This is a genomic window from Streptomyces sp. JLYT201 (assembly GCF_059448825.1).
On sequence record NZ_CM182551.1, the window covers coordinates 7578351 to 7605194 of the forward strand.

The following is a 26844-nucleotide window of genomic DNA, read 5'->3' on the forward strand; positions in this document are numbered from 1 at the left end:
GGGCGCTCTTGCGAAGATGCGGGGGCCGACGGGGGAGGGGGCGTGTGGTGGGTGGACGCCGGGGCCGGGTCGAGCGCGTGCTCATCCGTGAGAGTGATCCCTTACGCGGAGTTGTCCGGCCCGATCCGGAAGGGGGCCTTTCGGCTGTGCCGGAACGGCCGTACGGACTGGCATCCTTGGCGCGGTGACGGGCGGGGACCGACCGCCCGGACCGCCGGCGCCCACCCGTTCCGTCGGCGCGCCGCCCGCCGACCCGACCCAGGAGTCCCGGCCACGTGAGCCACGTGAGCACCCCCGTACCGCAGGGCCAGACGCCGCTGCACACCGTGCAAGTCCTGGGCGGCGGCAGCGCGGGAAGCAGCGCGCACGTCCGGTCGCTCGCCACCGGCCTCGCCGCGAGGGGCGTGCGCGTCACGGTGTGCGCCCCCGCAGAGGCCGGCGAGGTCTACGACTTCGCGGGCACCGGCGCCCAGCACCTGGCGGTGCCGCGCCGCAGCGACCCCGCGTCGGTGGCCGCGCTCAGGGCGGCCTGCGCGGACGCCGACCTCGTGCACGCGCACGGGCTGCACGCCGGGCTGCGCGCCGCCATCGCCCTGACGGGGCGCCGGGTGCCGCTCGTGGTCACCTGGCACACCCGCGCCCACGCGTCCGGTCCCCGCGCCCAGGTCCTGCGCCTGCTCGAGCGGCGCGTCGCCAGGGCCGCGGCCGTGGTCCTCGGCACCTCGTCCGACCTGGTCGACCGCGCCCGCCGCAGGGGCGCGCGCGACGCCCGGCTCGCGCCGGTCGCGCTTCCGGCGCCCCGGGGCGCACGGGCCCCGGAGCACGAGCCCGAGCTGCCCCGGCACAAGGTCCGCGCGGAACTGGGTGCCGTGGACCGGCCGTTGCTGCTGGCCGTCGGCGCCCTCGAAGCGCACCGCGGCCACGACGTGCTCCTGGACGCCGCGCGGACCTGGACCGCGCTCGATCCGGTGCCGCTGCTGGTGATCGCGGGGGAGGGGGCGCGGCGGTCCGCGCTCCAGACCCGCATCGACGCCGAGGAGCTGCCCGCGCGCCTGCTCGGGCGGCGTGACGACGTGCCCGAACTGCTCGCGGCGGCCGACCTCGCGCTGCTGCCGAGCAGCTGGGAGTCGCGCTCGCTGCTCGCCCAGGAGGCCCTCCACGCGCGCGTACCGCTCGTGGCGACCGCGGTGGGCGGCATCCCCGAGCTGGTGGGCGACGCCGCCGAGCTCGTCCCCTACGGCGACGCCCAGGCCCTCGCCGACGCCGTCGTACGGCTGCTCACCGACGACGCGCGCCGTCGGGAGCTGCGGGACCTGGGCGCGGCCCAGGCGGCCTCCTGGCCCACCGAGGACGAGACGGTCACCCAGGTCCTCAGCGTCTACGACGAGCTGACGCAGCCCCTCACGTCGTACTGAGCGCCGGAGCCCCGGACCTAGTCATCGGAGCCCCGGACGGGGTCAGGCCGTGCCGGTCGGCGTCCCCGGTACGTGTCGGCGGGCCCGCAGGGCCAGGCTCAGGGCCAGGACCGTCTGCGGGTCGTCGAGGTCGGTGCCCAGGAGTTCGCTGATCCGGGCGAGGCGGTTGTAGAGGGTCTGGCGGTTCAGATGGAGTTCGCGGGCGGTCTCCGCCTTGCGGCCCGCGTGGGCCAGGTACGTCTCGAGGGTGGGCAGCAGCGGCGGCTTGGAGCGCTGGTCGTGGGCGCGCAGCGGGCCGATCGCGCGGTCGACGAACGCCGCCAGGTCGGGGTGGGCCCGCAGCCGCCACAGGAGCAGGTCGATGTCCAGGCGCCGCGCGTCGTACCAGGGGCGTTCCGGCAGGCCCTGCGCCGCCGTCGCGGTCTCGGCCGCGTGCCTGAGCCCCGCCGACGCCGCCGCCCAGCCGCCCGCGACGCCCACCACCACGACCGGAGGCGGGGAGTCCGCTCGCTGCATGCCCGCCCGCTCCACCCCGGCCCGCAGGGCGGCGGCGACCCGGTCCGCGACCGTGGCGCGCTCCGCCTCGGCCCGCAGGCCGAGCAGGAGCGGAACCCTTCCCTCTACGGGGCGCACGCCGAGCAGCACCGGCACGCCCACCGCCGTCAGCTCCTCCGCGACCGCGCGCGCGAGCACCGCCCAGCCGCTGCCCGACGGCGCCCCGGCGGCGGCTCCGGCCAGGCGCATCACGACCGGAAGGAGCGGGCCGCGGCCCGGTTTGAAGCCGAGCACGCGAGCCTGCGCGGGCGCGTCGTCGGCGGTGATGCGGCCCTCGGCGAGGTCGGTGAGGAAGTCGCCCCGGCCGCGCGCGGCGAGCTCCTCGTCCTGGCGCGCCTGCATCAGGACCACCGCGAGGCTGCCCGCGGCGCGCTCGGCCGCGATCCGGTGCACGGGAAGCAGCGCGGACTCGACGGCGAGCAGCACGAGCCGGGCCCGCACCGAGCCCGCCCCGGGGCCGCCGCCCGGCACGTCGACGAACACGGCGCCCGCGGGCGGCTCGTCCCGGTCGGCCTGCCGCCCGCGCAGGCCCTCCCACACCTGGAGCGGGTCCGCGCACGCGCCGCCCGCCCCGGCGGCGTACAGGAGCTGTCCCTCGGCCGTCTCCAGGAAGACCGGGTTGCCGCTGAACTCCGCGAGGACGGAAAGGACCTGGGGCACGCCACCGCCGCCGAGGAGCGCTTCGGTGCAGCGCCGGTGCACCTCTTCGGCGCGGCGCAGGAGCGCGTAGTGGCCGTTGACGATCTCCGTGTGCACCTCTTCGGTGACCGTCACGAACGGCACCTCGCGGTGCAGCTGCACGAGGGGCAGCCCCGCCGCGCGCGCCGTGTCCACGAGCGCGGCGGGCAGCCGGGAGAAGCGCGGCCCGAGCTCGACGACCAGGGCGGCGATACCGCGCTCGGCCAGGTCGCGGACGAAGGCGCGCTGGTCGGCGGGGCGGGTGCCGAGGCCGAGGCCCGTGGTCAGGAGCAGCTCGCCGCCCTTGAGGAGCGAGGCGATGTTCGGCACCTCGCCCGCGTGCACCCAGCGCACCGTCCGGTGCAGCCGGTCGGCGCCCGCGAGGACCTCCGGAAGGCCGCCGCGCAGGCCCGGAAGCTCCAGTGCCCGCTGTACGGTGATGCCGCCCTGAGAGTCCTGACTTTCCATGGGGCGGACGCTACCTGACCTGGGCCGGGGCATCGGCCGCCGTCCGAGGGCCGCGCGGCCGCCGCCCCGCCCTGTCCTGGCGGCCAGGACTTCACCCGGCCGCCATCCGTGCGTGCGGTCTCAGCCGCCGTACGCCCCCGACGCCGTGAGCCGCAGGGCCGTGTCGATGAGCGGCACGTGGCTGAACGCCTGCGGGAAGTTGCCCACTTGGCGCTTCAGGCGCGGGTCCCACTCCTCGGCGAGCAGCCCCAGGTCGTTGCGCAGGGCGAGCAGGCGCTCGAAGAGCTTGCGGGCCTCGTCCACGCGGCCGATCATCGCCAGGTCGTCGGCCATCCAGAACGAGCAGGCGAGGAACGCTCCCTCGTCGCCCTCCAGGCCGTCCACGCCCGCGTCGTCACCGGACGTCGGATAGCGCAGGATGAATCCGTCCGGCGTGGACAGCTCGCGCTGGATGGCCTCGATGGTGCCGATGACGCGCTTGTCGTCCGGCGGCAGGAAGCCCACCTGGGGGATGAGCAGCAAGGACGCGTCCAGCTCCTTGGAGCCGTAGGACTGCGTGAAGGTGTTGCGCTCCTTGTCGTAGCCCTTGTCGCAGACGTCCCGGTGGATGTCGTCGCGCAGCTCGCGCCAGCGCTCCAGGGGGCCGTCGGCGTCGCCGGACTCGATGAGCTTGATGGTGCGGTCGACGGCGACCCAGGCCATCACCTTGGAGTGCACGAAGTGGCGGCGGGGGCCGCGGACCTCCCAGATGCCCTCGTCCGGCTCGTTCCAGTGCGTCTCCAGGTAGCGGATCAGCTTGAGCTGGAGCAGCGAGGCGTAGTCGTTGCGGGCGAGGCCCGTCATGTGGGCCAGGTGCAGGGCCTCGGTGACCTCGCCGTAGACGTCGAGCTGGAGCTGGTGCGCCGCGCCGTTGCCCACGCGGACCGGGCCGGAGTTCTCGTAGCCCGGGAGCCAGTCGAGCTCGGCCTCGCCCAGCTCGCGCTCGCCCGCGATGCCGTACATGATCTGGAGGTTCTCCGGGTCGCCGGCGACGGCGCGCAGGAGCCACTCGCGCCAGGCGCGGGCCTCCTCGCGGTAGCCGGTGCGCAGGAGCGAGGAGAGGGTGATGGCCGCGTCGCGCAGCCAGGTGAAGCGGTAGTCCCAGTTGCGGGAGCCGCCGATGTCCTCCGGCAGGGAGGTGGTGGGGGCGGCGACGATGCCGCCGGTGGGGGCGTACGTCAGGGCCTTGAGCGTGATCAGGGAGCGCACCACCGCCTCGCGGTAGGGCCCGTGGTACGTACAGTGCTCGACCCATTCGCGCCAGAAGTCCTCGGTCGCCGTGAGGGCGGCCTCCGGCTCGGGGTGGGCGGGCGGCTGCTTGTGGGAGGGCTGCCAGGAGAGGGTGAAGGCGATGCGGTCGCCGGGCCCGACGGTGAAGTCCGAGTACGTCGTCAGGTCCTTGCCGAAGGTCTCGGCGGAGGTGTCGAGCCACACCGAGTCCGGCCCGGCCACGGCGACCGTGCGGCCGTCGACCTTGTGCACCCACGGCACGACGCGGCCATAGCTGAAGCGCATCCGCAGGGCCGAGCGCATCGGCACGCGGCCGCTGACGCCCTCCACGATCCGCACCAGCTGGGGGGCGTCGCTGTCACGCGGAGGCATGAAGTCGATCACCCGGACCGTGCCGCGCGGGGTGTCCCACTCGGACTCCAGGACCAGTGAGTCCCCGCGGTACGTCCGTCGGCTCGCGGCCTCGGGCCGCGCGCCCGGAGCGTGCGCGGGGCCGAGGCGCCAGAAGCCGTGTTCCTCCGTGCCGAGGAGGCCCGCGAAGACGGCGTGGGAGTCGAAGCGGGGCAGACACAGCCAGTCGACCGTGCCGTCCCGGCAGACCAGCGCCGCGGTCTGCATGTCTCCGATCAGTGCGTAATCCTCGATGCGCCCGGCCACGTGCATCCCCATTCAAACGGCCACGTTCGCCCGCTCTCGGGGCGCTCGTTCTACGGTCAAGGGTTCGCTGCAAAGAACGAACTGCCGGGCCCGAGTGTTTCCGGTGGTCTCCAGAAATGGCGACGGGGGATGGTTCCGCCCGCGCGCGTGGGTCGGCAGCAAGTGTCCGAGCAACATACATCGGCGCCGCCGCAATCTGCCCCCTCGTCCAGCCAACGTGGCTAGGCCGAACGAGTTGCGGCACGCACATGTGTGCGCGGTGAAGATCGTGTACGTGACGTGAATGCGCGTGTCAAGGGGTGGCCGGAAGCGGGCCCCTCTTGACGCTGATACCCTGGTAGCCCGTGAGCCGGTGGTCATCGAACCCCCGAACCGCAGCGACGGCACCTCCCTCCGAGCGGAGAAGCAAGCACGGAGCGGACGCCGGTACGCACCCCAGACCGCGACGCACGGGAGCCCCCTCTTGGCCATGCCACCCACATCCACGACGACCAAGCACATCTTCGTCACCGGGGGCGTCGCCTCCTCGCTCGGCAAGGGCCTGACGGCCTCGAGCCTGGGTGCGCTCCTCAAGGCCCGGGGCCTTCGGGTCACGATGCAGAAGCTCGACCCGTACCTGAACGTGGACCCGGGCACGATGAACCCCTTCCAGCACGGCGAGGTGTTCGTCACCAACGACGGCGCCGAGACCGACCTGGACATCGGGCACTACGAGCGCTTCCTGGACGTCGACCTCGACGGCTCGGCCAACGTCACCACCGGCCAGGTCTACTCGCAGGTCATCGCCAAGGAGCGGCGCGGCGAGTACCTCGGTGACACCGTGCAGGTCATCCCGCACATCACCAACGAGATCAAGCACCGCATCCGCCGCATGGCCACCGACGACGTCGACGTCGTCATCACGGAGGTCGGCGGTACGGTCGGCGACATCGAGTCGCTGCCCTTCCTGGAGACCGTCCGCCAGGTCCGCCACGAGGTCGGCCGCGACAACGTCTTCGTCGTGCACATCTCGCTGCTGCCCTACATCGGCCCCTCCGGCGAGCTGAAGACCAAGCCGACCCAGCACTCGGTCGCCGCCCTGCGCAACATCGGCATCCAGCCGGACGCGATCGTGCTGCGCGCCGACCGCGACGTGCCGACCGCCATCAAGCGCAAGATCTCGCTGATGTGCGACGTCGACGAGGCCGCCGTCGTGGCCGCGATCGACGCCAAGTCGATCTACGACATCCCGAAGGTCCTGCACACCGAGGGCCTGGACGCCTACGTCGTGCGCAAGCTCGACCTGCCGTTCCGCGACGTGGACTGGTCGACCTGGGACGACCTGCTCGACCGCGTCCACAACCCCGACCACGAGGTCACGGTCGCGCTCGTCGGCAAGTACATCGACCTGCCCGACGCCTACCTCTCCATCACCGAGGCGATGCGCGCCGGCGGCTTCGCCAACCGGGCGCGCGTCAAGGTCAAGTGGGTCACCTCGGACGACTGCAAGACCCCGGCGGGCGCCAAGAAGCAGCTCGGCGACGTAGACGCGGTCCTGATCCCCGGCGGCTTCGGCGACCGCGGCGTCTCCGGCAAGGTCGGCGCGATCCAGTACGCCCGCGAGAACAAGATCCCGCTGCTGGGCATCTGCCTGGGCCTGCAGTGCATCGTGATCGAGGCCGCCCGCAACCTCGCGGACATCCCGGACGCCAACTCCACCGAGTTCGACGCCGCCACCGCCCACCCGGTCATCTCCACGATGGCCGAGCAGCTCGACATCGTCGCCGGTGAGGGCGACATGGGCGGCACGATGCGCCTGGGCATGTACCCGGCCAAGCTCGCCGAGGGCTCCATCGTGCGCGAGGTGTACGACGGCAAGGAGTACGTCGAGGAGCGCCACCGCCACCGCTACGAGGTGAACAACGCCTACCGCGCGGACCTGGAGAAGAACGCGGGCATCCAGTTCTCCGGCACCTCGCCGGACGGCAAGCTCGTCGAGTACGTCGAGTACCCGCGCGAGGTCCACCCGTACCTGGTCGCCACCCAGGCCCACCCGGAGCTGCGCTCGCGCCCGACGCGTCCGCACCCGCTGTTCGCGGGCCTGGTCAAGGCCGCGGTGGAGCGCAAGACGGGCAAGTAACACCAGAGCGATACGGTTGCCGGGGTACGGCCCTTCGGGGCGCGTGCCCCGGCTTTCGTATGGACGTGTGGAAGGGCAGGACGACATGACGATCAAGGACACCGCGGAGGAGTGGCGGATCACGGCGACGGCCACGCCGTTCGTCGGGAACAAGACCTCCGTGCGCACCGACGACGTCGTCATGCCCGACGGATCGGTCTCCCGCCGCGACTACCAGGTCCACCCCGGCTCCGTCGCCGTCCTGGCCCTCGACGAGTCCGGCCGCGTCGTCCTGGTGCGCCAGTACCGCCACCCGGTGCGCCACAAGCTCTGGGAGATCCCCGCGGGCCTCCTCGACGTGCCCGGCGAGAACCCGCTGCACGCCGCCCAGCGCGAGCTCTACGAGGAAGCGCACATCAAGGCCGAGGACTGGCGGGTCCTCACCGACGTCTACACCACGCCCGGCGGCTGCGACGAGGCCGTGCGCGTCTTCCTGGCCCGCGATCTGTCCGAGGCCGAGGGCGAGCGCTTCGAGGTCGAGGAGGAGGAAGCCGACATGGAGATCGCGCGCGTCCCCCTCGACGACCTCGTCCGCGGCGTCCTGGCCGGTGAACTGCACAACAACTGCCTGGTCGTGGGCGTCCTGTCGCTCACGGCCGCGCTGCGCGGCGCCGGCTTGGACGCGCTGCGTCCGGCGGACGCGCCCTGGCCCGCGCGGCCCTTCGAGGCGTGACGGCCGCAACCCCGGCCCCTGCGGCGCGCCCGTCCGGGGCCCGCGCGACACCCCGTGCGGTGTGACGATCTCCTGATCCGATCGGGCGACTTCCGCGCGCCGTGGCACCGGGGTGACGGCAGGGCCTGAACTAGGCTCTGCAAGCGTCCCGCCCGGAGTTCCGGCGGGCTCGTGCGCAGGCGGACGGGAGCGTTACCCGTGACGGATCAGGCGGTCGACACGGACGGTGCGGCGCGGGGTGCCGTGCCGCCGCCCACGAGCGCGGCGGCCGGTGCCGACGGGGCCCGGTTCGTGGGCCGCCACCGAGAGTTGAAGGAACTCCGCGCCGACATCGACCGCGCCGGGCTCGACACCCTCTCGGGCCGCAAGGCCCCCCGCGCCCGCGTCCTGCTCATCGCGGGCCGCCCCGGCTCGGGCCGCACCGCCCTCGCCGAGGAGCTGGCCCGGCAGCTCGCCGACGCCTACCCCGACGGCATCCTGCGCGCCCGCCTCTGCGACCCCGACGGCACCCCCGTACCCACCGAGCGCACCGCCCGCGAACTCCTCGACGCGCTCGCCGTGCCCGCCCCCGCCGGCGCGGGCGAGGACGACCTGACCGCGACGCTGCGCGCGGCCCTCGCCGACCGCCGGGCGCTGCTGCTCCTGGACGACGTCGCGGAGACCGCCGCCCCGGCCCCCGCCAAGGGCGCCGACGAGAGCGGCACCGCCGACGCCGACGCCGTGGACGCCGCCGGGGCCGCACAGGTCGACCCGCTGCTCCCGGACACCCCCGACTGCCTGGTCGTCGCCGTGTCCGGCGGCCCGCTGACCGGGATCCCCGACGTGCGGCCCTGCACCCTCGGCGGCCTGGACACCAAGGCCGCGCTCGACCTGCTCACCCGCAGCGCGGGCTCGGTGCGCGTCACCGTCGACCCGCGCTCCGCCGAGAACCTGGTCGAGGCCTGCGGCGGGCACCCGGCGGCCCTCGTGATCGCCGGGGGCTGGCTCGCCGCCCGGCCCAAGGCGGCCGTCGCCGACCTCGCCAAGCAGCTGCGCGAGCTCCCCGAGGACGGCGCGGCCGACTCGGGCCTCGCCCGCGTCTTCCGGCAGGCCTACGCCGGACTCCCCGGCCCCGCCGCGCGGATACTGCGCCTGCTGTGCCTCGCCCCCGCCGGGTACGTCGACCCGCACACCGCGTCCGCGCTCGCGGGCTGTTCGGTGAACGCGGCGCGCGCCGCGCTCGACGACTTCGTCGCGCTCGGCCTGCTGCGCACCGTGGACTCGCCGCTGCCGCAGTACGACGTGCCGGGCTGTCTGGTGCCGCTGCTCCGGGAACTGATGGAGGCGCAGGACCGGCCCGGGGAGGTGCAGTTGGCGCGCGCCCGGATGCTGGAGCGGACCGTGCGGCTGCTCCAGTCCTGCCGCGCGATCACCGAGCCGGGCGACTCGGCCGCGCGCAAGAAGCTGGCCGGACTGCCCCGCGCCCTGCGCTTCCCGAACCCGCGCGCGGCCGCCGACTGGCTGCGCATCCGCAGGCCCGCGCTGCTCGCCGCGGCCCGGCTCGCGGTCGCGGACGGCGAGCTCGACACGCTCGCCCGGCGGCTGATGTCGGCCCTGACCCGGGCGCTCGCCGCGCACTGGGGCACCGAGGCCGCCGCCCCCGACCTGTACGGCATCCACCAGCTCGTCCTCGACGTGGCCGAGCGCCGCGACCTGCCGCGCGAGCAGGCGGCCGCGCTCCTCAACCTCGCCGACCTGGACGCGCGCACCGGCCGTACGCACGAGGCCCTGGCCCGCTACCGCGCCGCCCTCGACTGCGCCCGGGCGGCGGGCGACCCGTACGCGACCGGGCGCGCGATGGAATCCGTAGGCGGCGCCTACCAGGAGCTGGGGGACTACCCCCGGGCCGCCGACTGGTACGGCCGGGCCCTCGCCGAGCGCCAGGCCCGGGACGAGCGGGCCGACGCCGCCCGGCTGCACGGCCGCATCGCCACCGCCCACACCTACGCGGGCCGCTACGGCGAGGCCCTGCGCAACTGGCGCTCGGCCGTCGCGGGCCACCGCAGGACGGGGGACCTCCCGGCCCGGGCGCGGGCCCTCAGCGAGCTGGCTCGGGTCCAGGAGTACGCGGGGCGGCCCGAGGACTGCCTGCGCACCTGCCAGGAGGCGATCGACCTGGCCCGGCAGGCGGCGGACAGCCGGCTCCTCGCGGCGTTGCAGCTGCGGCTCGCGGACACCCTGGACCGGCTCGGCGACCCCGCCGCGGCCCGGCTGCACCGCGCGGCCGCCGAGCGCATGCTGGGAAGTGAGCTGAGCGGTGGGTCCGCCGAGGTCGGGAGCCCTGCCCCGGTGGATGGAGCCCCAGCCTCCGCCTACGAAATCCGTAGTGCATCCGGTCGAGATTGATGCTTTGAAAGGCTAGACAGCGAGAACTCCTTCATTAGAATGGCTCCGCCGCGTGTCTACGTGGTGTCTTCCGATGCGCTCAGATGCGTACCGGTATGTACCGCTTTGCCCTAAATCCCCCTGAGCCAAGGACCGTGATCGACGTGAAGGTCGGCATCCCCCGCGAGGTCAAGAACAACGAGTTCCGGGTGGCCATCACCCCCGCCGGCGTGCACGAGCTGGTGCGCCATGGCCACCAGGTCGTCATCGAGCGCAACGCCGGTGTCGGCTCGTCGATCACGGACGACGAGTACGTCGCCGCGGGCGCCGAGATCCTCGAGACCGCCGACGAGGTCTGGGCCTCGGCCGACCTGCTCCTGAAGGTCAAGGAGCCGATCGCGGAGGAGTACCACCGCCTCCGCAAGGACCAGACGCTCTTCACCTACCTGCACCTGGCCGCCTCCAAGGAGTGCACGGACGCGCTCCTGGAGTCGGGCACCACGGCCATCGCGTACGAGACGGTGGAGCTGCCCAGCCGCGCCCTGCCGCTGCTCGCCCCGATGTCCGAGGTCGCGGGCCGTCTCGCCCCGCAGGTCGGCGCCTACCACCTGATGCGCGCGGTCGGCGGCCGCGGCGTGCTGCCCGGCGGCGTCCCGGGTGTGGCGGCGGGCAAGGCCGTCGTCATCGGCGGTGGCGTCTCCGGCTGGAACGCCGCGCAGATCGCCATCGGCATGGGCTTCCACGTCACCCTGCTCGACCGTGACATCAACAAGCTCAAGGAAGCCGACAAGATCTTCGGCACGAAGATCCAGACCGTCGTCTCCAACGCCTTCGAGCTGGAGAAGGCCTGCCTGGAGGCTGACCTCGTCATCGGCGCCGTCCTCATCCCGGGCGCCAAGGCCCCCAAGCTCGTCACCAACGAGCTGGTCTCGCGCATGAAGCCCGGAAGTGTTCTTGTCGACATCGCGATCGACCAGGGCGGCTGCTTCGAGGACTCGCGCCCGACCACGCACGCCGAGCCGACCTTCCCGGTGCACAACTCGGTCTTCTACTGCGTGGCCAACATGCCCGGCGCGGTGCCCAACACCTCCACGTACGCGCTGACCAACGCGACGATGCCGTACATCGTGTCCCTGGCCAACAACGGCTGGGTCGAGGCCCTGCGCCGCGACCCGGCGCTGGCCCTGGGTCTCAACACGCATGACGGCAAGGTCGTTTACAAGGAGGTCGCCGAGGCCCACGGCTACGAGCACCTGGAGCTCGCCTCCCTGCTCGGCTGATCTCGGCGAACGTCAACAAAAGTCGTCAATCTCACGCCAGCGGCCGGACCTTGTGAGGGGTCCGGCCGCCGCCGGTTCGGCGCGAACACGGTCAACTCGCCGTGAAACTTACCCTTTAACCGTTTCGCGCACCCCGGAATCGTGCCGACGAAGCGGCATACGCCCTTGACACCGGGGTGTTCCGTTGCCGACACATCGGGCCGGGTCCGGCGGATTGTGTTGCTGCGGAGCGGTGACACGCCATAGAGTCGCCAACCGTCGGCATGGTGCCACGCTGACCTATCTAGAAATTTCCTGGTCACCAAGGAGGTAAGACGACTTGTGAATGAGTCGACATTTGCTCCCGGGGGTGGTCAACCAGGAACGTCTGGACGGGGCCAGGGCCCCGTCGGGCTCGAGGCTGTCGGCTCCGTCGCTGTCCGCACCTTCGAAGCCCGCCAGAGTCCGACACCGTCAGCACCCCAGAGCATGGATGGCCAACACGTGAACGCCATGGCCGGCGACCGGAGTGGCGACAACACCACCCCTACCCCCCTCGCCGACTACGAGGAACTGCCCCAGGGTCACTTCTACGACCCCGACGCGGAGTACGAGCCCGACCCCGAGTACGCGGCCACGCTCGCCCCCGACGCCGCGCGTCAGCGCCGCGAGCGCATCGGCCCGACCGGGCGTCCGCTGCCGTACTTCCCGATCCCGGGACCCCTGACCGACCACGGCCCCGCGAAGATCATCGCGATGTGCAACCAGAAGGGCGGCGTCGGCAAGACCACGTCGACCATCAACCTGGGTGCCGCGCTCGCGGAGTACGGACGCCGGGTCCTGCTCGTCGACTTCGACCCGCAGGGCGCGCTCTCGGTCGGCCTCGGCGTGAACCCGATGGAGCTCGACCTCACGGTCTACAACCTGCTCATGGAGCGGGGCATGTCCGCCGACGAGGTGCTCCTGAAGACCGCGGTCCCCAACATGGACCTGCTGCCGAGCAACATCGACCTGTCCGCCGCCGAGGTGCAGCTCGTCAGCGAGGTCGCGCGCGAGTCCACGCTGCAGCGCGCCCTGAAGCCGCTCATGGCCGACTACGACTACATCGTGATCGACTGTCAGCCCTCGCTCGGCCTGCTCACGGTCAACGCGCTCACCGCGGCGCACAAGGTCATCGTGCCGCTGGAGTGCGAGTTCTTCGCGCTGCGCGGGGTGGCGCTGCTCACCGAGACCATCGAGAAGGTCCAGGAGCGGCTCAACCCCGACCTGGAGCTCGACGGCATCCTCGCGACGATGTACGACTCGCGCACGGTGCACAGCCGCGAGGTCCTCGCGCGCGTGGTCGAGGCGTTCGACGACCACGTCTACCACACGGTGATCGGCCGGACGGTGCGCTTCCCGGAGACCACGGTCGCCGGTGAGCCGATCACGACGTACGCCTCGAACTCGGTCGGTGCGGCCGCCTATCGCCAGCTCGCCAGGGAGGTGCTCGCCCGGTGTCACGCCGAGTGAGTCTGCCCGGGGCCGACGAGCTGTTCCGCACGACCGGGGGCACGGCGCTGCAGGCCTCGACGCCGCGGCGGCAGACGAACGGCGAGGCGAGGGTGCCCGCGCCCGCGGGCGAGAGCGACGAGGCCGCCGCGGAGGAGTCGCACGCCTCCGCCGCCGCGCAGGGTGACGGCGAGTCCGCCGAGCACCCCGCGGGCGAGGCGGAGCAGGGCCGCGGCGACGACGCGCAGGGCCGCCGCTCGGCGCAGGAAGGTTCTGGCAGCTCCGGCACGGGCAAGAACGCGGCCTCGACGGCCACCCAGACGCGCAAGCGCGGCCGGGCCGCCAACCGGCGCCCCAGCGGGCGCGAGCGGCACGACGAGAAGATCACGGTGTACGTCTCCGCCGAGGAACTGATGGACCTGGAGCACGCGCGGCTCGTGCTGCGCGGGGAGCACGGGCTCGCGGTGGACCGCGGGCGCATCGTGCGCGAGGCCGTCGCCGTCGTCCTCGCCGACCTGGAATCGCGGGGGGACGCGAGCATCCTCGTACGACGGCTGCGCGGGCGGTAGCGGTACCTTTCCGCGTAATGTCCACCACCTCGACGAGCAGCACGTCCGCACCGCCGCCCGCCCGCCGACGCGCCCTGGGCCGAGGGCCGGGGACGGAGGCCGTCCCGAGCCCGCCCCCTGCCGAGACCGGGAGCGAGCCCCCGCGCCCGCAGGGCGGTCCCGCCGAGGCCCCGCACGACGGCTCTGCCGAGGTCCCGCAGGACGGACCCGCCGAGACCCTGGCGGACGGTCCCGTCGAGACCCCGCAGGACGGACCTGCCGAGGCCCCGGCGGACGGTCCCGTCGAGGCCCCGGCGGACCCCGCGCCCGACGACGGGCGGTTCACGGTCCGGCTCGCCAACTTCGAGGGCCCCTTCGACCTGCTCCTCCAGCTCATCGCCAAGCACAAACTGGACGTCACCGAGGTCGCGCTCTCCAAGGTGACCGACGAGTTCATGGCGCACATCCGGGCCATGGGGCCGGACTGGGACCTGGACCAGACGACCGAGTTCCTGGTGGTCGCCGCCACCCTGCTCGATCTCAAGGCCGCCCGGCTGCTGCCCGCCGCCGAGGTCGAGGACGAGGCGGACCTGGCCCTGCTCGAAGCGCGTGACCTGCTGTTCGCGCGGCTGCTCCAGTACCGCGCGTACAAGCAGATCGCCGACATCTTCAGCGGCCGCCTCGACGACGAGGCGCGCCGCTACCCGCGGACCGTCGGGCTCGAACCGCACCACGCCGAGCTGCTGCCCGAGGTCGTCATCAGCATCGGCGCCGAGGGGTTCGCCAAGCTCGCCGTCAAGGCGATGCAGCCCAGGGCCGAGCCGCAGGTGTACGTCGACCACATCCACGCGCCGCTGGTCTCCGTGCGGGAACAGGCCGCCGTGGTCGTGGCCCGGCTCAGGGAGCGCGGCGAGGCCAGCTTCCGGGGCCTGATCGAGGAGCTGGGGCCCGACGACACCCTGACCGTCGTGGCGCGCTTCCTGGCGCTCCTGGAGCTGTACCGGGAGAAGGCCGTCGCCCTGGAGCAGGAGGACGCGCTCGGCGAGCTCGTGGTGCGCTGGACGGGCGGCGAGGGCGACGGCGAGCCGACCGTCACCGACGAGTTCGACCGGGCCCCCGAGCCGCAGGAGGAGAAGCGTTGAGCAGCATGGAGAGCCCGGTCGGGGAGTTGCGGTCCGAGGTCGCCGAGCTGGAGTTGCGGCCCGCCCTGGAGGCCGTCCTCATGGTCGTGGACGAGCCCGCCACCGAGGAGCACCTGGCGAAGGTCCTCCAGCGGCCCCGGCGGGCCGTCGCCGAGGCGCTGCGCGAACTCGCCGACGAGTACACCGCCCAGGGCCGGGGCTTCGAGCTGCGCCTGGTGGCGGGCGGCTGGCGGTACTACACGCGCCCCGCGTACGCGCCGGCCGTCGAGGGCTTCGTCCTGGACGGACAGCACGCCCGGCTCACCCAGGCGGCCCTGGAGACGCTCGCCGTGGTCGCCTACCGCCAGCCGGTCAGCCGCTCCCGGGTCTCCGCGGTGCGCGGAGTGAACTGCGACGGGGTCATGCGCACCCTGCTCCAGCGGGGTCTGGTGGCGGAGGCGGGCGCGGAACCCGAAACAGGTGCGATCCTGTACAGGACGACGAACTACTTCCTGGAGCGGATGGGCCTGCGCGGCCTGGACGAGCTCCCGGAGCTCGCGCCCTTCCTCCCGGAGGCGGAGGCGATCGAGGCCGAGACGCAGGAAGGACTTCCGTCGTTCGATCCGGACGCGCCCGACGCCCCGGACGAGAAGACGCAGACGACCTAAGACGGAATTTTGATGCGAAGCAGCAGCGGCAGGAACAGCAGCGGAAACAACGGCGGGAGCCGTGGTGGCAACAGCGGCGGCCGCGGCAGCAGCGGCGGGCGCGGCGGCGGCGCCGGGCGCGGCGGCAGCGGCGGCGGTCGCGGCAACTACCGCGGCGCCGGCAACGACCGCGACGACCGGCAGGGCCGCCCCAGCAAGCCCCGCCCCGAGGAGCGCCGCTACGACGTGGGCCCGGGCGCCTCGCAGGACGGCCCGAAGTCGGGCCGCGGCGCCTCGGCGCGCGGCGGCGCCAAGGGCGGCCCCAAGCGCTCCCAGGACCAGCGCGGCTCCGGCGCCGGGCGCGGCCGCACGGCGCCCGCGCGCTCGCGCGAGTACGAGGCGCGCACGGAGGAGCGCAACCGCGACCGGTACGCGGGCAAGAAGGACGTCAAGCTCCCCAAGACCTTCCCGGGCGCCGAGCAGGAGGGCGAGCGCCTGCAGAAGGTCCTGGCCCGCGCGGGCTACGGCTCCCGGCGCGCCTGCGAGGAGCTGATCGAGCAGGCCCGCGTCGAGGTCAACGGCGAGATCGTCCTGGAGCAGGGCCTGCGCGTGGAGCCCGAGAAGGACGAGATCAAGGTCGACGGCCTGACCGTGGCCACGCAGTCGTACCAGTTCTTCTCGCTGAACAAGCCCGCCGGTGTCGTCTCCACCATGGAGGACAACGAGGGGCGCCAGTGCCTGGGCGACTACACGAACAACCGCGAGACGCGGCTGTTCCACGTGGGGCGGCTCGACACCGAGACCGAGGGCGTCATCCTGCTCACCAACCACGGTGAGCTGGCCCACCGCCTGACCCACCCCAAGTACGGCGTGAAGAAGGTCTACCTCGCGCACATCGTCGGCCCGATCCCGCGCGACCTGGGCAAGCAGCTCAAGGACGGCATCCAGCTGGAGGACGGCTACGCGCGCGCGGACCACTTCCGCGTCGTCGAGCAGACCGGCAAGAACTACCTGGTCGAGGTCACCCTGCACGAGGGCCGCAAGCACATCGTGCGCCGCATGCTCGCTGAGGCGGGCTTCCCGGTGGACAAGCTGGTGCGGGTCGCCTTCGGCCCGATCACGCTCGGCGACCAGAAGTCGGGCTGGCTGCGCCGCCTGTCCAACACCGAGGTCGGCATGCTGATGAAGGAAGTCGACCTCTAGAGCGCACACCGGAGACCGGACACTTAGTCCGTACACCGGACATGCAGTCCTCGCACCGGACATGTAGTCCGCACACCGGACACGACGACGGCCGCCCCCGCCTCCTGGCGCGGGCGGCCGTCGCCGCCTCCTGGCGCGGGCGGCCGTCGCCGTCGAACGGCTGCGCGCCGTGCCGGACGAGGCGCGGGCGGCCTCAGTCCTGCCGGGCGTGCACACCGCCCACGACGCCCTGCACGGCCTGGTCGTCCGCGTGCGCCTGGGCGGCTGACGCCCGGCGGGCGCGGTACAGGAAGTCCTCGACGCGGCGGTGGTCCGGCTCCGGCGGGAGCGGGGTGCGGGCCGTCGCCGCCTCGCACTCCGCCGCGAGGCGGGTCATCCGGGACTCCACCTCGGGCCAGGGCACCTCGCCGCGCTTGACCGCGAGCAGGGGCTCGCGCAGGTCGCCCACGTCGATCCGCAGCTCACCGGTGCGCAGCAGGTCGCGGCAGCTCGTCAGCAGCCGCAGCAGGTGCATGGCGTGCTTCCAGCGCGGGGCACCGCTGGTGCGGACGTCCGCGTCGAGCTTCTTGCGCTGGCTGAGGGCGTAGGCGGCGAAGGTCTCGTGCGCTCGGCGGGACAGGAACGCCCCGCGCAGCGCGAGCAGCTCGCGACCGGTGTCCGTGAGGTGCTCGACGAGGGGGGAGTGCAGGCACTCCAGGATGTTCGGGTTGGCGCGCAGCGCGAGGGCGCAGAAGCGCTCCAGCTCCCAGCTGAACTGCTCGTCCGCCGGCCCCTCCACGTGCGTGGGCGGCTTCTCGAAGCGCCAGTACAGCGGGGTCGGCGCGAGGAAGACGCCCCGGCGGTCGGTGTCGCTGTCGTCGGTGGCCAGGCCGAAGGCGCGCGACCCCATGACACAGGCGTAGATCGTGTGGTCGCGGACCAGGTCCTGGGGGTTGTCCATCTCCGGAGCGTACGCGGTTGGTCAGGTGAGCCTGATCGCGTTTCCCGTGACGTCGATGCCGCGTGGGGCCAGCGGGCGCGGCGCCGGGCCGTCCGCCACCGAGGCGTCCGCCACCCGGTACTTGCTGCCGTGGCACGGGCAGTTGATCGTGCCGCCGGACACGTCGCGGACCGTGCAGCCCTGGTGCGTGCAGACCGCGGAGAACGCCTTGAAGTCCCCCTCCTCGGGCTGGGTGACCACCACCTTCTCCTTCTCGAACACCTTGCCGCCGCCGACCGGGATCTCGGACTTCTCGGCCAGGGGCGGCGCCTTGGACGGCTTCGCGCCCGAGGGCCCCGAGGACGCGGGCGTGGACTTCGGCGGGTCCGGCTCCGCGCCCTCGTCGCCGTACTTGTCGCACGCGGTCAGGGCCGCGGCCGCGCCCGCCAGCAGGGCCGTGCGCCGCGTGGGGCCCGGCGCGGGCCCGCCGCCGCTCACGTCGTCACCCCGACCGTACGGAAGAACCACAGCGCCGACGTCACCCACACCAGGGTGAGCACCGCGAAGACCAGACCGCCCACCAGCGGCAGGAGCCAGCCGGGCAGCCGGGCCGAGCGGAGCAGCAGCATCTTGGCGCTGAACGCGCCGAAGAAGAAGCAGCCGAGGAAGGAGTGCCACAGCACGCGCGTCGAGTACGTCTGGTAGCCGAGCGCGTAGAGGCAGTGCACCGCGACCGGCACGGCCACCAGGAACGCGATCCGGCCCGACCAGCGGTGCAGCGCCGCCGACCAGGACGGCCCGGGCAGCCTGCCGTAGACCATGAGGGCGGAGGCGACCTGGACAAGCGCGAAGCCGAACGCGGTGGTGGCGAGCCAGGACTTCACGGCGCTGGTGGAGCTGAAGCCCGCGAGGTTGAACGCGGTGCCCTCGGGGTCGTGGGCCTTTCCGTACGCCCCCAGGCCCACGGCGACGGCCGCCGCGACCACAGCGGGCACCAGATAGCGGGCGGGATGCTCACGGCGCGGGCCCGCGGGGAACCCGGCTCCTTGGGTGGGGGCATTGGGGTCGACGCTCACGGGGCCTCCCGGGGCGGGCACGGATGGGTGCGGCGGGTTGCTCAGGGCACGACGGGCCGGGCGGTGAGACGGCCGCCGCCGGGCAGCCGGACGGCGCCGGTGCCGGGGTCCAGACGGGGGGCCTCGGCGGGCTTCCCGTCGCGGCTGAGGACGCCCACCTGGCTGCCGTCGGGCTGCACGATCCAGCCGCCGTCGAGGCGCTCGCCGCGCACCTCGGCCCGCGCGCGGTACAGCCCCGCCGACTTCTTCTTCGCCCGGGGGGCGGTGAAGGGCCGGGGCCCGCCGCGGACGTCGACCGTGCCGCGGACCGCGTCGCCCTTGACGCGCCCGTCGAGCTTCGCACCGCCCTTGCCGGTCAGGCGCAGCGAGCCGTCGTCCTCGACGTCGCCCTTCAGCCAGGACTCCGTGGTCCTGCCGTCGCAGAAGTACGCCGTGGCCCTGCCGCCGCGCAGCGTGATGGCCACGGAGGCGGTGTCGTCGTCCGTGCGGCCCGTGTACTTGCCGTCGGCGGGCGGCCGCGGCTTCTTCGCAGGGGACGGCTTCTTCGAGGGGGACGGCTTCGCCGAGGGGCTCCCGCTCGCGGCGGGCGGCGGCGCGGGCTTCGCCGCGCCGGACGAGGAGTCGCCGTACGACGAACTGCCCGAGCCCGTGGTCGCGTTGAGCGTCAGCATGAACAGGGCGAGCAGCAGCCCCCCGAGCAGCGTGAACAACGGTCCTGAGCGCTTCATGCGTCCCCCCGAGGCGCGCGGCCTGCCCCTCCATGCAAGCCGACCCGCACCCCGGCGTCCAGGGGCGCACGGGGGCTGTGCGCTCGTGATGCGGATGGGTTCCGCGCCGGTCGCTCCGAGTGGCGGGGCGCGGCGGTCCGGGTGACATTGGCAGGGTCCGGGGCCCCTGGCCCGCGGGGCGGGGCCCGGCCATCGAAGCGAAAGGCACGACCATGGCGGGTAACGATCTGGGCGGCCTCCTGGGCGGTCTCCTCGGCGGCGGCCAGCAGGGCGCAGGCCAGTCCGGGGGCGGCGCCAACATCCTCGGCGCCCTGCTCGGCGCGCTGATGAGCAAGGGCGGCGGCGGGAACAACCCGCTGGGCGGCCTCCTCGACGGGCTGACCAAGGCCGGTCTCGCCGACCAGGCCCAGTCGTGGGTCGGCTCCGGCGAGAACCAGCCGGTGTCCGGCGCGCAGGTCAAGGAGGCCCTGCCCGACGACACGCTCCAGCAGGTCGCCCAGGACGCCGGGGTCTCGCCCGAGCAGGCCGCCGACGAGATCGCGCAGCAGCTTCCGCAGGTCGTCGACAAGCTGACCCCGAGCGGACAGGTGCCGACCGGCTCCCTGGAGGACATCATCAGGCAGCAGCAGCTCTGAGGCCCCCGCGGCCTGCGCGGCGCCCGCCCCGCCGGGGCGGGGCGGGCGCCGCGCACCCCTGTCACGGGCGGTGACTAGGCTGTACGCACATCACGACCGGATCGGCGGGACCCGATCGACCCGGCCCGGTCACCCTGACCCGATGGACAGCAGCACGGAAAACTACGGGGACATCGCCCAGTGAGAACAGCCCTCGTCATCGGCACCGGCCTCATCGGCACCTCCGCCGCCCTGGCCCTGGCCCGCCGCGGCGTCGCCGTCCACCTCGCCGACCACGACACCGAGCAGGCCCGCACGGCCGCCGCGCTCGGCGCCGGGACCGCGGCGGAGCCCGAGGGCCCCGTCGACCTGTGCGTGGTCGCGGTGCCGCCCGCGCACGTCGCCGCCACCCTCGCCGACGCCATGCGCCGCGGCCGCGCCCGCGGCTATCTGGACGTGGCGAGCGTCAAGGGCGGTCCGCGCCGCGAGCTGGAGTCGCTCGGCCTGGACCTGACGCCGTACATCGGCACGCACCCCATGTCGGGGCGCGAGCGCAGCGGCCCCCTGGCGGCGTCCGCCGACCTCTTCGAGGGCCGCCCCTGGGTGCTCACGCCCACCCGGGACACCGACACCGAGGTGCTGAACCTCGCCCTGGAGCTGGTGGCCCAGTGCCGGGCCGTGCCCGTCGTCATGGACGCCGACGCCCATGACCGGGCCGTCGCCCTCGTCTCGCACATGCCGCACCTGGTCTCCAGCATGGTCGCGGCCCGCCTGGAGAACGCCGAGGAGTCGGCGGTCCGGCTGTGCGGCCAGGGCATCCGCGACGTCACGCGCATCGCCGCGTCCGACCCGCGGATGTGGATCGACATCCTCTCGGCCAACCCGGGGCCGGTCGCCGACCTGCTCGCCGACGTCGCCGCCGACCTCCAGGAGACCGTCGCCGCGCTGCGGGGCCTGGCCTCGGCCGACGAGGGCAAGCGGCACGAAGGCGCCGCGGGGGTCGCGAGCGTGCTGCGGCGGGGCAACGCGGGCCAGGCCCGGGTGCCCGGCAAGCACGGCTCCGCCCCGTCCGCGTACGAGGTCGTGGCCGTGCTCATCAACGACCAGCCCGGGCAGCTGGCCCGCATCTTCGCCGACGCCGAGCGTGCCGGGGTCAACGTCGAGGACGTCCGCATCGAGCACGCCACCGGTCAGCAGGCCGGTCTGGTCCAGCTCATGGTGGAGCCCGCGGCGGCGGCCCCGCTGGCCGCGGCGCTGCGGGAGCGGGGCTGGTCGCTGCGGCCGTAGCGCGGGAAGCGGCGGCCGTGGCGCACGGCGGCGGCGGTCGCGGCGCACGGGAGCGGCGGCGGGTGGGTGGCCAGGCGAGGGCCGGGGCGGGAGCCAGTAACCTTGTGCGGGGCGTCGCATGCGTCCCCCATCCGACCCGCGCCCCGAGAAAGGCACCCGCAGCCCGTGGAAACCCTGGAAAACAGCGCTGCCGCAGGCACCGTGATCGTCGCCATCGACGGGCCGTCCGGCACGGGCAAGTCCAGCACGTCCAAGGCCGTCGCCGCGCAGCTCGGCCTGAGCTACCTGGACACCGGCGCCCAGTACCGGGCGATCACGTGGTGGATGGTCAGCAACGGCATCGACCTCACCGACCCCGGCGCGATCGCCGCCGCGGCCGGCAAGCCCGAGATCGTCTCGGGCACGGACCCGGCCGCCCCGACGATCACGGTCGACGGCACGGACGTGGCGGGCCCGATCCGCACGCAGGAGGTCACCTCCAAGGTCAGCGCCGTCAGCGCCGTCCCCGACGTGCGCACCCGGATCACCGAGCTGCAGCGCTCCATCGCCCTCGGCGCGGAGAAGGGCATCGTCGTCGAGGGCCGGGACATCGGCACCACCGTCCTCCCCGACGCCGACCTGAAGATCTTCCTCACGGCGTCCCCGGAGGCCCGGGCCGCCCGCCGCTCCGGCGAGCTCAAGGGCGCCGACGTGAACGCCACGCGCGAGGCCCTGATCAAGCGCGACGCCGCCGACTCCAGCCGCAAGACGTCGCCGCTCGCCAAGGCCGACGACGCCGTCGAGGTCGACACCACCGAGCTCTCGCTCCAGCAGGTCATCGAGTGCGTCGTCACCCTCGTTGAGGAGAAGCGGGCCGGGAAGTGACCTCCGGGGCATCCGAGCGCGGGGCCGAGGTCGGGCGGCGCATCGGCGTCGGTCTGATGTACGGCCTGTGGAAGCCCCGCGTGCTCGGCGCCTGGCGGGTGCCGACGAGCGGCCCGGTCATCCTGGCCGTCAACCACTCGCACAACGTCGACGGCCCGATGGTCATGGGCGTGGCGCCCCGGCCGACGCACTTCCTGATCAAGAAGGAGGCGTTCGTCGGCCCGCTCGGCACGTTCCTCGCCGCCATCGGCCAGGTCAAGGTCGACCGCTCGACGGCCGACCGCACGGCGATCACCGACGCGCTCGGCGTCCTGGCGCAGGGCGGCGTCCTGGGGATCTTCCCGGAGGGTACCCGGGGCGACGGCGACTTCGCCTCGCTGCGCGCGGGCCTCGCGTACTTCGCCGTGCGCTCCGGGGCGCCGATCGTCCCGGTGGCCGTCCTGGGCAGCACGGAGCGGACCGGCCGTCTGATACGGCAGCTGCCGCCGCTGCGCAGCCGCGTCGACGTGGTCTTCGGAGACCCCTTCGAGGCGGGCGACGGGAGCGGGCGGCGCACGCGCAAGGCGCTCGACGAGGCGACCGTGCGCATCCAGGGGAAGCTGACCGACCACCTGGAAGACGCCAGGCGCCTGACCGGGCGCTGAGTAAGACTTTCAGTAGTGACCCGCCGTACGGAGGGGTCACCGATCACCACGATGAACGACGAGGTACGGACTTCATGAACGACCAGATCCAGCCCGAGGGCGAGCCGACGGAGCACGTCGAGCACGACCATGGGGCACTTGGCGACGCCGAGTACGCGGAGTTCATGGAGCTCGCCGCCGTAGAGGGCTTCGACGTCGAGGACGTCGAGGGCGCCATCGAGGCGGCCGGGCACGGCCCGCTCCCCGTCCTCGCCGTCGTCGGCCGTCCGAACGTCGGCAAGTCGACGCTCGTGAACCGCATCATCGGCCGCCGCGAGGCCGTCGTCGAGGACAAGCCGGGCGTGACCCGCGACCGCGTCACCTACGAGGCCGAGTGGGCGGGCCGCCGCTTCAAGGTCGTCGACACCGGCGGCTGGGAGCAGGACGTCCTCGGCATCGACGCGTCGGTGGCCGCGCAGGCCGAGTACGCGATCGAGACCGCCGACGCCGTCGTGTTCGTCGTCGACTCCACCGTCGGCGTCACCGACACCGACGAGGCCGTCGTCCGGCTCCTGCGCAAGGCCAACAAGCCCGTGGTGCTCTGCGCCAACAAGGTCGACGGCCAGAGCGGCGAGGCCGACGCCACCGCCCTGTGGTCCCTCGGCATCGGCGAGCCGCACCCGGTCTCCTCGCTGCACGGCCGCGGCACCGGCGACATGCTCGACGCGGTCCTGGACGTCCTGCCGGAGGCGCCCGCGCAGACCTTCGGCACGGCCGTCGGCGGCCCGCGCCGCATCGCGCTCATCGGCCGTCCGAACGTGGGCAAGTCCTCCCTCCTGAACAAGGTGGCCAACGAGGAGCGCGTCGTCGTCAACGAGCTCGCGGGCACCACCCGCGACCCGGTCGACGAGCTCATCGAACTGGGCGGCGTCACCTGGAAGTTCGTCGACACGGCGGGCATCCGCAAGCGCGTCCACCTCCAGCAGGGCGCCGACTACTACGCCTCGCTGCGCACGGCCGCCGCCGTGGAGAAGGCGGAGGTCGCGGTCATCCTGATCGACGCCAGCGAGTCGATCAGCATCCAGGACCAGCGGATCGTCACGATGGCGGTGGAGGCGGGCCGCGCCGTCGTCATCGCGTACAACAAGTGGGACACGCTCGACGAGGAGCGCCGCTACTACCTGGAGCGGGAGATCGAGACGGAGCTCGCGCAGGTCGCGTGGGCGCCGCGGGTGAACGTGTCGGCGCGCACGGGGCGGCACATGGAGAAGCTCGTCCCGGCGATCGAGACGGCCATCGCGGGCTGGGAGACGCGCGTGCCGACGGGCCGTCTGAACGCGTTCCTCGGCGAGCTGGTCGCCGCCCACCCGCACCCCGTCCGCGGCGGCAAGCAGCCGCGCATCCTCTTCGGCACCCAGGCGGGCACCAAGCCGCCGCGGTTCGTCCTGTTCGCCTCGGGCTTCATCGAGCACGGCTACCGCCGCTTCGTGGAGCGCAGGCTGCGCGAGGAGTTCGGCTTCGAGGGCACGCCGATCCACATCTCGGTGCGGGTGCGCGAGAAGCGCGGGCAGAAGACCCAGAAGAAGAAGTAGTAGCGGGAGCCGCGGCGCCCGCGGTCCGTACGTGCCGGTGCCCGGCCCTCCACGCGGAGGGCCGGGCACCGGCATGAGGAGGGGCGGGTGGTCAGCCCCGGCGCGGGCCCGGGGGGAGGGCGGCCGGGAAGAGGTGGCCGTAGCTGTGGTGGTCGACCTGGGTGGGCTGGCCGTAGCGGGCGACGTTGAAGGGGTTGTGCCGGGGGTCGTGGCGCGGGTCGTGCCGGGGGGTGTGGCGCGGGTCGTGCCGCATGGCGCCGTGGTGCCCGGCGTTGCCGTACGGCCCGGGGCCGAAGCCGGTGAACCTCAGCTCCTCCTCGCCGGTCCGGTCGCCGGGCAGGGCCCGGAACGCCCTGAGGTACTCGGAGTACAGGGCGTCGTAGATCGGCGTGGCCGAGAAGGCGGCCGCGGTGTCCTGCGCGCCGCGCATGGACGGGATCGGCCCGGCGTACGGCCGGTGGTGTGTGGCGTCGTATACGTGCACGTCTGGGCCAACGACCTGGGGGGTTCCCGGGATGCGGGGCCCGGGCCCCCAATGTGGCTCAGGTGCCCGCGAGCGGCATCGCGCACGCGACCAGCTGGCCCCGGGAGGCCGCGCGGTCGAGCGCGCCGCGCAGCAGGTCCTCGCGGGGCTGGCGGCCGACGGTGCCCGACGGGGTCGCGTACAGCAGGACGGACTGGAGCTTGTTGGCCGCCGCGCGCCAGCCGTCGGTGACCTGGAGCGGCTGGTGGGCCTGCCACCAGGCGACGGGGGAGCCGCCGCCGGTGCCCGGCTGGAGGATGGCGTGCAGCTGGCCCACGGCGAGCAGCACCGACCAGCCGTGCAGCGTCGGGGGCGCGCCCGCGAGCGAGGTCACGGGCATGAAGCCGTGCTCGATCAGGAGCGGCAGGAAGTCGTCGCCGCCGCCGGGCGCCGCGCCCGGGCGGGCGATGGGGCCGGTCGGCTCGACGACGAGCGCGGGGTGCAGCTCGCCTTCGATGAGGACGAGGCCGCTGGTCACGCCCAGCACGGCCTGTTCGGGGGCGCCGTCGGCGGGGCGCTGGGAGGGCACGGCGTCCTCGCCGGTGATGGACCGTACGGCCCCCTGGAGCTGCTCCTCGGCGACCTCGACGATCTGGGACGGCAGGCAGGAGGCGTGGGCGAAGGCGAGCACGGCGGTCTCGTCGCCGACGAACAGGACCGTGCTGGTGCGCTCGCGCTCGGAGTCGCCCGGAGTGCGGCAGGACGTGCAGTCGTAGGCGCCCGGGGCGTTCTCCCCGGCGAGCAGGCGGTCGGCTTCTTCGTCGCCGATCTCGGCGCGTACCTCGTCGCTGAGGTCGAGCATGCGCGGCACGGTGACTCCTCGGAATCGATGCGTGGGGTGTCCGGGTGGTGCCCGGCTCATAAAGGAGACAACGGGCGATCAGTGGCCCAAGTCACGCACGGGAGGCGCGGAATTGAACTAACCGAAGCAGAGGGTGAGTTGAGAGTCGGAATTTGTCACTCCGCGCCAACACCTGGTGCGTACACGGAAGTTGCGCCGGTGAGGTGAGTCACAGATCGCCGGTGCGGGAGGGTGATAGATGCCCTCATGTATGCATAAAACGGGTGTCCGAAAGTCGACGATACCCCAGGTAACCGGCAACTGGCCTGGAATGACGAGGAGTCGGTTGATAGCGGGGCGAGGGGGCTCCTAGATTCCACCGCCGTGTGCAGCGAGCACCGCTCGGGTAAGTCCGCCGGCCGCGCCCGCCGGTTCGATCAGCAGGCGCGGCGGAGCAACGCAGAACAACACCACCCCGGCGGACGGGGCTCGGCGGGACCCCGGCGCCGGACGCGTACGGGGCCCGCGGGGCCTGGGGTAGCCCGGGTCCTCCGAGAGGGAAATCCATGTCCGAACGTCCCAGGAACATTCGCAAGACGGCAGTGATCGGCGGAGCCGCGCTCCTCGCGCCGCTGGCACTGCTCGCCGCGACCGGGCAGGCCGCGGCGGACGGCGGAGTGTGGGACCGGATCGCCCGCTGCGAGAGCGGCGGCAACTGGCAGGTCAACACCGGCAACGGCTACTACGGCGGACTCCAGTTCTCCGCCGGCACCTGGCGGGCGTACGGCGGCACGGCCTACGCGCCGACCGCCGACAAGGCCTCCCGGGCCCAGCAGATCGCCGTCGCGGCGAAGGTCCAGCGCGCTCAGGGGTGGGGCGCCTGGCCGTCGTGCTCGGCACGGGCGGGTGCCTCCGGGCCCGCTCCCGGAGCGGCCGCGCCACAGGCCGCGCCCAGGCCCGCTCCCAAGGCGGCGCCACAGACCGCACCGCAGGCCGCGCCGAAGACCGTCAAGCAGCGGCCCGCCCACCGCGCGCCCGGTCACGCCGACCGGGGCACCACGCGCGGCTCCGGCGGCTACGTCGTGCGCCAGGGCGACACGCTCAGCCGCATCGCCGCCGCGCACGGCGTCGGCTGGCAGCGGCTCTACGCCGTCAACCGGGGCGTCATCGGCGGTGATCCGAACCTGATCGTGCCCGGGCAGCGCCTGGCGATCTGACGGTCCCGGCCGTCCCCTCCGGCGAGCCGGAACCCACGAGCGGCCCCGCCCTGTCCGCTGACCGGGTGGGGCCGCGCGCACGGCGGCGCGGCACGGCGGGCCCCCGGCCGGGAC

24 protein-coding genes are annotated in these 26844 nt (G+C 73.5%); 16 read left to right on the forward strand and 8 right to left on the reverse strand.

Translation table 11 applies throughout. The features are described from left to right. The first annotated feature begins 275 nt into the window (after positions 1–275). Positions 276–1415 (forward strand): glycosyltransferase family 4 protein, encoded by a 1140-nt coding sequence (locus AC5WAM_RS32235; RefSeq protein ID WP_366795750.1) that lies wholly within the window; start codon positions 276–278, stop codon positions 1413–1415. A gap of 42 nt (positions 1416–1457) precedes the next feature. On the opposite strand, the gene AC5WAM_RS32240 is transcribed toward AC5WAM_RS32235, so the two are convergent. Together AC5WAM_RS32240 and AC5WAM_RS32245 are read right to left on the reverse strand one after the other, a co-directional pair. Further along, positions 1458–3116 carry a PucR family transcriptional regulator gene (locus AC5WAM_RS32240; RefSeq protein ID WP_495519686.1) on the reverse strand — a complete coding sequence of 553 codons (1659 nt, stop codon included), beginning with the start codon at positions 3114–3116 and terminating at the stop codon, positions 1458–1460. A 120-nt stretch (positions 3117–3236) separates the two neighbouring features. Then, positions 3237–5048: a glycoside hydrolase family 15 protein gene (locus AC5WAM_RS32245; protein ID WP_138966288.1), complete on the reverse strand. Its 1812-nt coding sequence runs from the start codon at positions 5046–5048 to the stop codon at positions 3237–3239. 463 nt (positions 5049–5511) lie between these two features. Here AC5WAM_RS32245 and pyrG point away from each other — a divergent pair, with 463 nt between their 5' ends. From pyrG to AC5WAM_RS32290, 9 genes are all read left to right on the forward strand, one after another. Continuing rightward, on the forward strand, positions 5512–7161 hold the full coding sequence (pyrG, locus tag AC5WAM_RS32250) for a CTP synthase (RefSeq protein ID WP_138958892.1): 1650 nt from the start codon (positions 5512–5514) through the stop codon (positions 7159–7161). A gap of 85 nt (positions 7162–7246) precedes the next feature. Further along, on the forward strand, positions 7247–7873 hold the full coding sequence (locus tag AC5WAM_RS32255) for an NUDIX domain-containing protein (RefSeq protein WP_366795748.1): 627 nt from the start codon (positions 7247–7249) through the stop codon (positions 7871–7873). A 198-nt stretch (positions 7874–8071) separates the two neighbouring features. Then, positions 8072–10258 carry a tetratricopeptide repeat protein gene (locus tag AC5WAM_RS32260; RefSeq protein ID WP_495519687.1) on the forward strand — a complete coding sequence of 729 codons (2187 nt, stop codon included), beginning with the start codon at positions 8072–8074 and terminating at the stop codon, positions 10256–10258. A gap of 134 nt (positions 10259–10392) precedes the next feature. Then, positions 10393–11517 (forward strand): alanine dehydrogenase, encoded by a 1125-nt coding sequence (gene ald / locus AC5WAM_RS32265; protein ID WP_150510259.1) that lies wholly within the window; start codon positions 10393–10395, stop codon positions 11515–11517. 468 nt (positions 11518–11985) lie between these two features. Continuing rightward, a complete protein-coding gene (locus AC5WAM_RS32270) occupies positions 11986–13008 on the forward strand; it encodes a ParA family protein (RefSeq protein ID WP_495519688.1) in 1023 nt (340 codons plus the stop codon). Next, complete coding sequence (locus AC5WAM_RS32275) at positions 12993–13556, forward strand: hypothetical protein (RefSeq protein ID WP_171075685.1); 564 nt, start codon at positions 12993–12995, stop codon at positions 13554–13556. Before AC5WAM_RS32270 ends, AC5WAM_RS32275 begins: the two co-directional genes overlap by 16 nt. A 17-nt stretch (positions 13557–13573) precedes the next feature. After that, the gene (locus AC5WAM_RS32280) at positions 13574–14677 is read left to right on the forward strand and encodes a segregation and condensation protein A (protein WP_495519689.1); all 1104 of its coding nucleotides are present in this window, start codon (positions 13574–13576) and stop codon (positions 14675–14677) included. Positions 14678–14682: 5 nt separating this feature from the next. Further along, positions 14683–15324 (forward strand): SMC-Scp complex subunit ScpB, encoded by a 642-nt coding sequence (gene scpB / locus AC5WAM_RS32285; protein WP_366795763.1) that lies wholly within the window; start codon positions 14683–14685, stop codon positions 15322–15324. Between the two features lie 12 nt (positions 15325–15336). Beyond that, complete coding sequence (locus AC5WAM_RS32290; protein ID WP_366795745.1) at positions 15337–16506, forward strand: pseudouridine synthase; 1170 nt, start codon at positions 15337–15339, stop codon at positions 16504–16506. A 193-nt stretch (positions 16507–16699) separates the two neighbouring features. On the opposite strand, the gene AC5WAM_RS32295 is transcribed toward AC5WAM_RS32290, so the two are convergent. The 4 genes from AC5WAM_RS32295 to AC5WAM_RS32310 are packed head-to-tail and all read right to left on the reverse strand — an operon-like array spanning position 16700 to position 19229. After that, on the reverse strand, positions 16700–17446 hold the full coding sequence (locus AC5WAM_RS32295; RefSeq protein WP_495519690.1) for a nucleotidyltransferase domain-containing protein: 747 nt from the start codon (positions 17444–17446) through the stop codon (positions 16700–16702). Positions 17447–17467: 21 nt separating this feature from the next. Continuing rightward, the gene (locus tag AC5WAM_RS32300; protein ID WP_495519691.1) at positions 17468–17923 is read right to left on the reverse strand and encodes a Rieske (2Fe-2S) protein; all 456 of its coding nucleotides are present in this window, start codon (positions 17921–17923) and stop codon (positions 17468–17470) included. After that, a complete protein-coding gene (locus AC5WAM_RS32305) occupies positions 17920–18501 on the reverse strand; it encodes a DUF6529 family protein (RefSeq protein WP_366795742.1) in 582 nt (193 codons plus the stop codon). Before AC5WAM_RS32305 ends, AC5WAM_RS32300 begins: the two co-directional genes overlap by 4 nt. Before the next feature lie 41 nt (positions 18502–18542). Beyond that, positions 18543–19229: a hypothetical protein gene (locus AC5WAM_RS32310; RefSeq protein WP_495519692.1), complete on the reverse strand. Its 687-nt coding sequence runs from the start codon at positions 19227–19229 to the stop codon at positions 18543–18545. A 191-nt stretch (positions 19230–19420) separates the two neighbouring features. Between AC5WAM_RS32310 and AC5WAM_RS32315 the strand changes: the two genes are divergently transcribed. The 5 genes from AC5WAM_RS32315 (at position 19421) to der (ending at position 24209) form a co-directional block, all read left to right on the forward strand. After that, positions 19421–19864: a YidB family protein gene (locus AC5WAM_RS32315; protein ID WP_495523685.1), complete on the forward strand. Its 444-nt coding sequence runs from the start codon at positions 19421–19423 to the stop codon at positions 19862–19864. 180 nt (positions 19865–20044) lie between these two features. After that, positions 20045–21130 carry a prephenate dehydrogenase gene (locus tag AC5WAM_RS32320; RefSeq protein WP_172386453.1) on the forward strand — a complete coding sequence of 362 codons (1086 nt, stop codon included), beginning with the start codon at positions 20045–20047 and terminating at the stop codon, positions 21128–21130. Between the two features lie 174 nt (positions 21131–21304). Then, positions 21305–21994, forward strand: a complete 690-nt coding sequence (gene cmk, locus AC5WAM_RS32325) for a (d)CMP kinase (RefSeq protein ID WP_172386473.1) — start codon at positions 21305–21307, stop codon at positions 21992–21994. 56 nt (positions 21995–22050) lie between these two features. Continuing rightward, positions 22051–22638, forward strand: a complete 588-nt coding sequence (locus tag AC5WAM_RS32330; protein WP_495523686.1) for a lysophospholipid acyltransferase family protein — start codon at positions 22051–22053, stop codon at positions 22636–22638. 74 nt (positions 22639–22712) lie between these two features. Continuing rightward, entirely contained in the window at positions 22713–24209 is a 1497-nt protein-coding gene (gene der, locus AC5WAM_RS32335) for a ribosome biogenesis GTPase Der (protein ID WP_366795656.1), read from the forward strand. A gap of 91 nt (positions 24210–24300) precedes the next feature. On the opposite strand, the gene AC5WAM_RS32340 is transcribed toward der, so the two are convergent. Together AC5WAM_RS32340 and AC5WAM_RS32345 are read right to left on the reverse strand one after the other, a co-directional pair. Then, positions 24301–24639: a hypothetical protein gene (locus AC5WAM_RS32340; RefSeq protein ID WP_216678164.1), complete on the reverse strand. Its 339-nt coding sequence runs from the start codon at positions 24637–24639 to the stop codon at positions 24301–24303. A 112-nt stretch (positions 24640–24751) separates the two neighbouring features. Next, positions 24752–25543, reverse strand: a complete 792-nt coding sequence (locus tag AC5WAM_RS32345) for a DUF8842 C-terminal domain-containing protein (protein ID WP_366795657.1) — start codon at positions 25541–25543, stop codon at positions 24752–24754. Positions 25544–26079: 536 nt separating this feature from the next. Here AC5WAM_RS32345 and AC5WAM_RS32350 point away from each other — a divergent pair. Then, on the forward strand, positions 26080–26730 hold the full coding sequence (locus AC5WAM_RS32350) for a LysM peptidoglycan-binding domain-containing protein (RefSeq protein ID WP_495519693.1): 651 nt from the start codon (positions 26080–26082) through the stop codon (positions 26728–26730). The last annotated feature ends 114 nt before the right edge of the window (positions 26731–26844 follow it).

Coding starts and splice junctions, on each gene's coding strand:
- AC5WAM_RS32310 (WP_495519692.1), bottom strand. CDS start 19,229: ATGAAGCGCTCAGGACCGTTGTTCACGCTGCTCGGGGGGCTGCTGCTC.
- AC5WAM_RS32350 (WP_495519693.1), top strand. CDS start 26,080: ATGTCCGAACGTCCCAGGAACATTCGCAAGACGGCAGTGATCGGCGGA.
- AC5WAM_RS32280 (WP_495519689.1), top strand. CDS start 13,574: ATGTCCACCACCTCGACGAGCAGCACGTCCGCACCGCCGCCCGCCCGC.
- scpB (WP_366795763.1), top strand. CDS start 14,683: ATGGAGAGCCCGGTCGGGGAGTTGCGGTCCGAGGTCGCCGAGCTGGAG.
- AC5WAM_RS32290 (WP_366795745.1), top strand. CDS start 15,337: ATGCGAAGCAGCAGCGGCAGGAACAGCAGCGGAAACAACGGCGGGAGC.
- AC5WAM_RS32270 (WP_495519688.1), top strand. CDS start 11,986: ATGGATGGCCAACACGTGAACGCCATGGCCGGCGACCGGAGTGGCGAC.
- AC5WAM_RS32255 (WP_366795748.1), top strand. CDS start 7,247: ATGACGATCAAGGACACCGCGGAGGAGTGGCGGATCACGGCGACGGCC.
- AC5WAM_RS32295 (WP_495519690.1), bottom strand. CDS start 17,446: ATGGACAACCCCCAGGACCTGGTCCGCGACCACACGATCTACGCCTGT.
- pyrG (WP_138958892.1), top strand. CDS start 5,512: ATGCCACCCACATCCACGACGACCAAGCACATCTTCGTCACCGGGGGC.
- AC5WAM_RS32240 (WP_495519686.1), bottom strand. CDS start 3,116: ATGGAAAGTCAGGACTCTCAGGGCGGCATCACCGTACAGCGGGCACTG.
- der (WP_366795656.1), top strand. CDS start 22,713: ATGAACGACCAGATCCAGCCCGAGGGCGAGCCGACGGAGCACGTCGAG.
- AC5WAM_RS32245 (WP_138966288.1), bottom strand. CDS start 5,048: ATGCACGTGGCCGGGCGCATCGAGGATTACGCACTGATCGGAGACATG.
- AC5WAM_RS32340 (WP_216678164.1), bottom strand. CDS start 24,639: ATGCGCGGCGCGCAGGACACCGCGGCCGCCTTCTCGGCCACGCCGATC.
- AC5WAM_RS32330 (WP_495523686.1), top strand. CDS start 22,051: ATGTACGGCCTGTGGAAGCCCCGCGTGCTCGGCGCCTGGCGGGTGCCG.